Annotated in this window: 8 protein-coding genes and 1 pseudogene; 4 read left to right on the top strand and 5 right to left on the bottom strand. The window is 35.7% G+C overall.

Features of this window, described 5'->3' with window-relative positions; all coding sequences use genetic code 11:
* Positions 1-225 precede the first annotated feature (225 nt).
* Positions 226-1,089, top strand: a complete 864-nt coding sequence (locus tag AC1W31_RS19685) for a sugar phosphate isomerase/epimerase family protein (protein ID WP_481736206.1) — start codon at positions 226-228, stop codon at positions 1,087-1,089.
* Positions 1,090-1,138: 49 nt separating this feature from the next.
* On the opposite strand, the gene AC1W31_RS19680 is transcribed toward AC1W31_RS19685, so the two are convergent.
* Positions 1,139-1,981 carry a methylated-DNA--[protein]-cysteine S-methyltransferase gene (locus AC1W31_RS19680; protein ID WP_481736205.1) on the bottom strand — a complete coding sequence of 281 codons (843 nt, stop codon included), beginning with the start codon at positions 1,979-1,981 and terminating at the stop codon, positions 1,139-1,141.
* A gap of 235 nt (positions 1,982-2,216) precedes the next feature.
* On the opposite strand from AC1W31_RS19680, the gene AC1W31_RS19675 reads away from it, so the two are divergent.
* Entirely contained in the window at positions 2,217-4,019 is a 1,803-nt protein-coding gene (locus AC1W31_RS19675) for a hypothetical protein (protein ID WP_481736204.1), read from the top strand.
* Here the strand turns inward: AC1W31_RS19675 and AC1W31_RS19670 are convergent.
* Positions 4,016-4,945: a PorP/SprF family type IX secretion system membrane protein gene (locus AC1W31_RS19670; protein WP_481736203.1), complete on the bottom strand. Its 930-nt coding sequence runs from the start codon at positions 4,943-4,945 to the stop codon at positions 4,016-4,018. The two genes, AC1W31_RS19675 and AC1W31_RS19670, sit on opposite strands and share 4 nt — an antisense overlap.
* A 121-nt stretch (positions 4,946-5,066) precedes the next feature.
* On the bottom strand, positions 5,067-5,321 hold the full coding sequence (locus tag AC1W31_RS19665) for a SemiSWEET transporter (RefSeq protein ID WP_481736202.1): 255 nt from the start codon (positions 5,319-5,321) through the stop codon (positions 5,067-5,069).
* A 308-nt stretch (positions 5,322-5,629) separates the two neighbouring features.
* Between AC1W31_RS19665 and AC1W31_RS19660 the strand changes: the two genes are divergently transcribed.
* Both AC1W31_RS19660 and mgrA read left to right on the top strand, forming a co-directional pair.
* Positions 5,630-6,259, top strand: a complete 630-nt coding sequence (locus AC1W31_RS19660) for a hypothetical protein (RefSeq protein ID WP_481736201.1) — start codon at positions 5,630-5,632, stop codon at positions 6,257-6,259.
* 47 nt (positions 6,260-6,306) lie between these two features.
* A complete protein-coding gene (mgrA, locus tag AC1W31_RS19655) occupies positions 6,307-7,311 on the top strand; it encodes an L-glyceraldehyde 3-phosphate reductase (RefSeq protein WP_481736200.1) in 1,005 nt (334 codons plus the stop codon).
* A 74-nt stretch (positions 7,312-7,385) separates the two neighbouring features.
* On the opposite strand, the gene AC1W31_RS19650 is transcribed toward mgrA, so the two are convergent.
* Complete coding sequence (locus AC1W31_RS19650) at positions 7,386-7,700, bottom strand: LytR/AlgR family response regulator transcription factor (protein ID WP_481736199.1); 315 nt, start codon at positions 7,698-7,700, stop codon at positions 7,386-7,388.
* A gap of 137 nt (positions 7,701-7,837) precedes the next feature.
* Positions 7,838-8,167 (bottom strand): annotated as a pseudogene (locus tag AC1W31_RS19645) (cyanophycinase); the annotation flags it as partial.

Here is an 8,167-nt window from a genome sequence, read left to right as displayed (position 1 = left end):
ATAGAATCGTTGTTTAATTGGGTAATTCAATTAACAAATATTCAAAACGCATCATTTGTTAGATCTGAAAGTGGATTAAACGTTCATATTTTTGGAAAATTAGCCGCCGCTTTAATACTATTGGCTAATATCTAACCCCTGATTCGCATGAGTTCTATTTAAGTTAGTCTAAATGATTTTCGCACATTAATCCTAATATTTTATCTCAACAACAAAATGCTAAAAATGAAAAATACGGTTAAAATTCTAATTTTCGTCTTGTCGATTTTGACACTTCAAGCTGATATTTTTGCTCAAAAAGGCAGAAAAGCGTTCAACTATCCACTTGGCGTTCAGGCTTATACGTTCAGAAAGGAATTTCCTAAAAATGGAGCGGTTTCAACGCTTGATATTATCCAAAAAATGGGTATCACCGAACTGGAAGGTGGAGCAACAAAAGGCACTACCAATGAAGAATTCAAGAAACTTTGTAGTGACCGTGGCATCAATATTCCATCGACAGGAAGTGGTTTTGAAGACCTTGAAAAAAATCCGCAAAAGATTATCAAAAACGCTCAAGAATTGGGTTCAAAATTTGTCATGTGTGCATGGATTCCTCACAAAGGTGATAATTTCACGATTGAAGATGCTAAAAAAGCCGTGGAAGTTTTTAATTCAGCTGGAAAAATATTGAAAGAAAACGGCTTGACTTTCTGTTATCATCCACACGGATACGAATTCAGACCTTACGAAAACGGTACGCTTTTAGATTATATTTTCCAAAATACAAATCCCGAATACGTGTCCTTTGAAATGGATGTTTTGTGGGTGCTTCACGGCGGAGGAAATCCTGTACAATTGCTCGAAAAATACGGTAGCCGTTGGAAATTAATGCACGTGAAAGACCTTAAAAAAGGCGTAGTTGGCGATTTTTCTGGACATACACCCGCTGAAAATGACGTGGTTTTAGGAACGGGTCAGGCAGATTGGAAAAACATTTTTAGGGTTTCTAAAAAGATTGGTATCAAGCACTATTTTATTGAAGATGAAAGCGACCATGAAGTTGAAAATGTGCCTTTATCAGTTGAATATTTGAAGACTTTGAAGTAAAATTTCAAGGATGACATCGTTTTAAACCATGTCATCCTTATTTAACAATTTATTCATTCCCCTTCGCTCCTTCCCAACCCAAAATCGCCTTTTTTCGATATGCTCCCCAACGATAATTACCCGTTGTTCCCACTTTTTGAATCACTCGGTGACAAGGAATTAAATAAGCAATATTATTTGCCCCAATCGCCGAACCGACTGCCCGCTGTGCCGTTGGTTTATCAATCAATTTGGCAATATCTTCATAACACGCCAATCTGCCCGAAGGAATTTTGAGCAATGCTTCCCAAACCTTTATTTGAAAATTTGTTCCCCGCAAAAGCATCATTAAAGGTTTTTTATCCGAATTCTTTACAAAAATCTGATTAATAAATATCGAAGTATCTTCCTGATTCTCAACGAATTCTGCATTTTTAAACTCGTTTTCCAAGCGGATTAATTCATTAATAGATTCTTCGTCCAATAGAAAGGTTAATTCCAAAATTCCACGGGAAGTGATGGCAATGAAAGCAGTTCCAAAAGGCGTTTCATGCGTTCCGTATTGAATCGTTAAGCCTTCGCCTTTTCGTTTGTATTCGGCGGGAGTCATTGCCTCATACGTTACAAATAAATCGTGTAGGCGTGAGGAACTCGAAAAGCCCATTTCGATGGTTGTATCCAACAAATCTTTGGTTTCATTCAGTACATTTTTGGCGTATTCTTTCGATAAAAAACGCATAAAACGTTGCGGAGAAGTTCCCGCCCATTTGGTGAACATTCTATCAAAATGAAACTCCGAAAGGTTGACGGCTTCGGCAATTTCTTTCAAAGCAGGTTGGCGTTGAAAATTATTTTCTATGAATCGAATCGCTTGTTCAATTCGCTGATAATCAATGTGTTGTTGTGTATTCATAGCAAAAAATAGTGAGTTATGAGTTTTTTTAAACAGTAATACTTTCAGTTATTAAAAAGGTTATTTTTGAGCATTATTTTTCTTTATTTACCAAGTAAAGGTAGGTAGCTGGCACAGATTTTTAAATCTGAATATTGCTAAAATTACCATATACTAAATTATCATTTGAATCCGCCCATTTTTCACGAAATATTTATATTTTAGTAGCACTTTATACATAAAAACTACATAACACATGGGAAATACTATTAAAAATCAATATGAAATTGGTCTTTTCTGTGTGATGATTATACCAATCATAATTTTTTATCAGTACATTTTTACACATACCATAAATGTACCCTATCTTGACGATTTTCAGATACTTAATACCGTTGTCAGAGTACAAAACGAACCCAAAAAATGGTGGGAAATTCTAACGGAAAATTTCAATGGACACCGTTTTGGAGAAATAAAATTACTCGTCTGGTTAGATTTTTTAATTGAAGGTCAAGTTAATTTTAAGACACTTTGTATTTTTGGCTCTTTTTTCTTGCTGGGTTTTTGGTATTTCTGTCTAAGAATAATTCGAGAAAACGATATTCCTATTTTCTATTTCATTCCCTTTACATTCTTACTTTTCCAACCCATTTTTCACCGAAATATCTTCTGGATGTTGAGTTGTTTACAATATCAACAATCCATTTTTTTCACGATTACAGCGTATTATTTCTTGGCAAAACATACCACAAAATCGTTTATTATTGCGGTTATTTTGGGCATTATCCATACCCAGATTAATGGAAATGCTTTCTATATTTTTATGCTTGGAGCGTTAATTCCACTTTATCAGGGACGATATAAAATGGCCACAATTTATATCGTGATTGGGCTGATTACGGGTGGATTATTTTATCTGAATATGCCTACCGTTGTGGGATTAGCGGGTTATTCTTTCCAAGATTTATTAATGTCAAAACCTAAAATTATTTTGGGAGCTTTGAGTGGTTTTTTGGGTGGGTCATTGGAACAATTTACTTCTAAACACGCTGTTGTCGGAGCATTTGGGTTGCTATTAGCCATCATTATGGGAATATTCATTTCCGTCTTTATCTTCTTATTTTTCAAACACTTAATCAATAAATCTATTTTAAAAAATAACAAAAGTGGAAACATTTTACTGAAATATGTTGAACTTTTTCGTCAACGAATAATTATGATTTTAATGGCTGGTTCACTTTTACTAACTGCCGCAGGAGTGGCCATTTCAAGAGGTGTTTTTTACAAAGAATTAATGTTAGTTGATCGATATTTGCTGTATTCGGTAGTGAGTATTGATGTGGTTTATTTACTATTTATCATGTTTTCGGAGGGCAAAATTCGGCAAGTTATTGGTATTATTTCTTTGCCTTTGAGCTTAATTTTTTGTTTACATTCCTACTACAAAGCCATTCCGCAAGTACTATTTTACGAACGTTCGCACGAAGCAGATATTTATGATTTAAAACATCATCGAACCACAAACAACAAAATGTTTGGATTTTCGCCCCAATCTTTGGCCTTGTTTGAACAATCTTTACAAAGAAAAATTTATCAATTTCCTAAAAGCAGATTTGACACCTTAGAAAATATTTTAGCAGAACCACTTAACAATCAATCATTTAAAAATATAAATCTTAATTTTTCTTTCCTCAATAAAGTAAATGATGTTTACGGTGGCGTTAAAATATTGTACTTCAACAATCAAGATTTTTATCTATCAGAAAAAAATCTTGACAACACTTTTTTTGTGGTGCTAAAAAATGAACAAACAGATGAAACTTTTTTGATTTATCCGCAACGCCCGTGCCTTATACGGAAAGATTTTTTACGTACTCACCAACTGTTTAGTCCTGGTTTTGTTACCATGATTCAGCAGGATTGTGTGAAGCGGGGATATTACAGAATTGGACTTTTGGTTTTTGAAAATGAGAAGGCAGATTTGAGATATACCCAACAATATGCCCGCATCAAAAACACAAAAATGATTGATTGGATGCAGTCTTTTGGGTATTATTAAAAATACTTAAAAACCCCTGATTTACCATTTCCAGCATCCATTTCATATTTTAACATTATCTGATGAAAGCCTTGCGATGAAATTGTATTTGAATAGCCAGACCCTGAAAAATCATAAGAATAACTTATATGTATTTTTTTTAACTGAACCTGCAATGAACCTAAAATCGAGGTATTTGTTGAATTGTCTGAACCTGTATTTTGATACCAAATACCAATACCAAATTTGTCATTTATCCAGCCCGTTGCGTTTAAATCGAAGTCTGTTTTACCGCCCAAATTAGTGGATTGTTTTCTGACTAAAGCGCCCGTTTTGATTTTAAAGTCATCATCAATCGTAAAAACGTATCCGCCTGTTATAAAAATTGGTCGATTATAATTATCTGAAGCATTGACATTTAGCATCGAAACACCAAAATAAGCGTCATCATTATTATAGTAAATTCCTGCTCCGTAACTTGAATTGAAGGTAGTATTACCCGAACTTCCAGTTCCCAAACTGAAAGTAATGGGTACTTGTGTAACGCCTAATTGAACGCCGATGGCTAATTTTCCGTCATTGGGAAGTGTCAGACGGTAAGCATAATTTCCGTAAAGTCCTAAGTTACCATACACCCCTGCGCCGGATAAACCTCCTTGGGTTTGGGCATTATACGCCTGAAAGCCGATTGCCATGCGGTCATTAGCAATGGGCATATCAAAATTAAAATATTGTTGTGTGGTTGTGGCGGCACCCAAAGGGCCAAAGAGCGGTCTTGTACGATAAATTCCCGAAATACTAATCACCTCACGACTACCTGCATAAGCGGGATTGACGTTAAGGGGCATAAACGGATAGGTAATATACATTTGGTCTTGCTGTGCAAACGTTGTGAATGCTTGCGTGAAGATGAGAACTGTAAATAAGAATTTCAACGTATGTTTCATGGTTTCGTTTTTCTTTGAATCCACAATTTACGAAAAAAGCCTTGTTCTGATATCCAGAACAAGGCTTTTTATAGATTGATATTTTTATAAAATCTAAAACCGCAACAATTACCATTTGAAATTAAACCGATTTTCTATATTTAAATTTAAAGAACAAAATTACACATGATAATAAAAGCGTTATTGAGTTCGCCGCAATGACAGGAACTGCCTGAGATTGTATTCCGTAAACCAACCACATCACGACACCCGCCGTAAAAAGTAAGAACATGGCCAACGACACGTCTTCTGCTGATTTTGTTTTGTAGATTTGAATCACTTGGGGAACGAACGCTATCGTTGTTAAAATTCCCGCTATGTATCCTAATGTTTCCATAAGTATTTGTATTTAATGAGCTTTCCGCTTTGTAGCTCGTGGTTATTAATTGCTTTATTCTGATGTAAAAATAACGGAAAAGTTATATACCATGTTGAATTTTATCGAAAATTCTTTAAATAGTACAATAATTAATTTATATAAACAAATACAAAAATCATTTGTATTTAAAAGTTCTCAAGATCCACACTTATTAAAGACAAAATAACCTCCCGATAGCCCCGCATCTGATATCGCTACATTTAAAGTAAATTGGAAGTACAATATATTTCCAACATCAGATTTCACTCAATTCTCGAAATTCACGCATGAAAAAAATACTGCTATCTCTTACTTTCTGTATCACTTTTGTCGTCTCAAAAGCACAAAATACGGTTGGTATATTTGAAAACCATACGGATATTGGACCCGTAAAAACCGCAGGAACCGCCAATTATGATAATTCTTCGAAAGTTTACACGCTCACGGGTTCGGGTGAAAATATTTGGTTCAAAAAAGATGAATTACATTTGGCATACAAAAAAATCAAAGGAGATTTTATCCTCACAACCCAACCAAATCTTATTGGAAAAGGCACAGATTTACATCGAAAATCGGGTTGGATGGCTCGCACCAGTACGGATACGAGTGCGGCAATGGTTTGCTTGACCGTTCACGGCGATGGTTTGACGGCATTTCAATTTCGGAAGAAAAATGGGATGAATATCGAAGAAATAAAAATTCCCATCATCGGTGCCGAGATTTTACAATTGGAACGTCGGGGAAGAAGTTACTTTGTCGCAGTTGCCAAATCAGGCAATCCTTTCTGGTCGGTGGAAGTACCCGATTTTGATTTTCCAGAAGAATTATTCGTTGGACTCTTTATTTGTTCACACAATAAAAATGTGGTTGAACAAGCAACATTTACGAATACGAGAATTTTCATGGCCGTTAAATAAACAATCCTTAAATTTGATGTGTACAAACATTAATAATAATAATATCAATGACTTATTTAGCAAATCCTAATCGTTACGATTCTTCGGGCGATAATGCGATGGAATACCGCCGTTGTGGCAATAGTGGATTAAAATTACCCGCCATTTCTTTGGGATTATGGCACAATTTCGGGGGCATAGATATCTTTGAAAATTATCGAGACATCCTCAGAACAGCCTTTGACCGAGGAATTACCCATTTTGATTTAGCTAATAATTATGGTCCCCCTCCTGGTTCGGCAGAGGAAAATTTTGGGATGCTTTTCAAAAAAGATTTTCTACCCTATCGTGATGAACTCATTATTTCTTCAAAGGCGGGCTACTTAATGTGGGATGGGCCTTATGGCGAATGGGGTTCAAGAAAGTACTTGATTGCAAGTTGCGACCAGAGTTTAAAGAGAATGGGCTTGGATTACGTCGATATTTTTTACTCACATCGCCCCGACCCAAATACGCCACTGGAAGAAACAATGGGAGCCTTGGATAGTCTGGTTCGTCAAGGAAAAGCTTTATATGTTGGCATTTCCAACTACTCGGCTGAGGATACCAAAAAAGCGGTTGAAATTTTAAAAAGATTAGGTACGCCTTGCTTGATTCATCAACCCAAATATTCTATGTTAGAGCGTTGGGTTGAAGGCGGTTTGATGGATGTTTTGGGAGATGAAGGGGTAGGTTGCATACCATTTTCACCTTTGGCACAAGGACTTCTGACCGATAAATACCTAAAAGAAATTCCTTCGGGTTCGAGAGCAACATTTGCTCATGGAGCACTATTACATGAACAAATTACGCCAGCATTAATCCAGAAAATCAAAAAATTAAATGATATAGCCCAAGAACGTGGACAAACTTTAGCCCAAATGGCATTGGCTTGGCTCTTGAAAGATCAGCGAGTTACGTCCGTTTTGATTGGTGCCAGTAGAGTTTCGCAGTTATTGGATTCTTTGGAATGTTTGAAGAATAAGAAGTTTTCGGAGGAAGAATTAGGGAAAATTGAGGGGATTTTGGCATAATTGGATTAACTATTGAAGCATTACCTTCCTAAAAAAATACCTTTACGGTTAAATTTTTGGGAAGGTTTTTACTTTCAAAACACATTCCTCCTCCGACGAGAAACGGGTAAAATAGTATTATCTGACAGCATGACAAAATCTCGTCCAATTTCTACAATAAATTTTCGATTCACCAAGTGCTTACGACTTACCCGCACGAAGTTATCTGATTGAATTTTCCCTTCAATTTCCGACAATGTTTTGGCAAGTACTTTTTTACTTGAATTGATAGCATAATGAATCCAAGTGTAATTGATATCGCCCTCGAAGAAGAGAATTTCGTTAGAAAAAACCGTTGTATGTCGGCCCAAAATAATGGGATTTCCGAAGTAATTAGCAGTAATATTCATCGACTTATGGCTATTAATTTTGAGGTAAATAATTGTTATACAAATATTTACCATTTAATCACCAAAAGTCAAGGGTAAAAAGACGGTATCGCAAGGGGTATTTTTACGGTATTTATTCAAACGAAAAAGTTTGAGTATTAATTCTGAACTAAAACCCCATTATTTACAGAATAAAAATAAGAATTTCCTCCCGAAAATGTCCACGTTGACGCATTAAATGAACCGTTTCCAGTAGCACTACCCGTAATTTTATACGCTTTCACGGCTTGATTATTCCTTTGCCAGTTCAATGAAGTTCCACTCACACAGGTTTCTGCTCCCAAAGTATTATTTTGCAAAAAATACGCTTGATTCGTTCCGTAAACCTTTCCCATGCCGTTTTCATCAAGGCAAACAGCCGTTTTCTCATCCACTCCAATGCCTTTAACCGTAGAATTCCCAAAATCTTTCATCATTTTGGCTAAAAA

The organism is Arcicella sp., from assembly GCF_964672035.1.
This window is presented reverse-complemented; position numbering and strand designations above follow the sequence as displayed.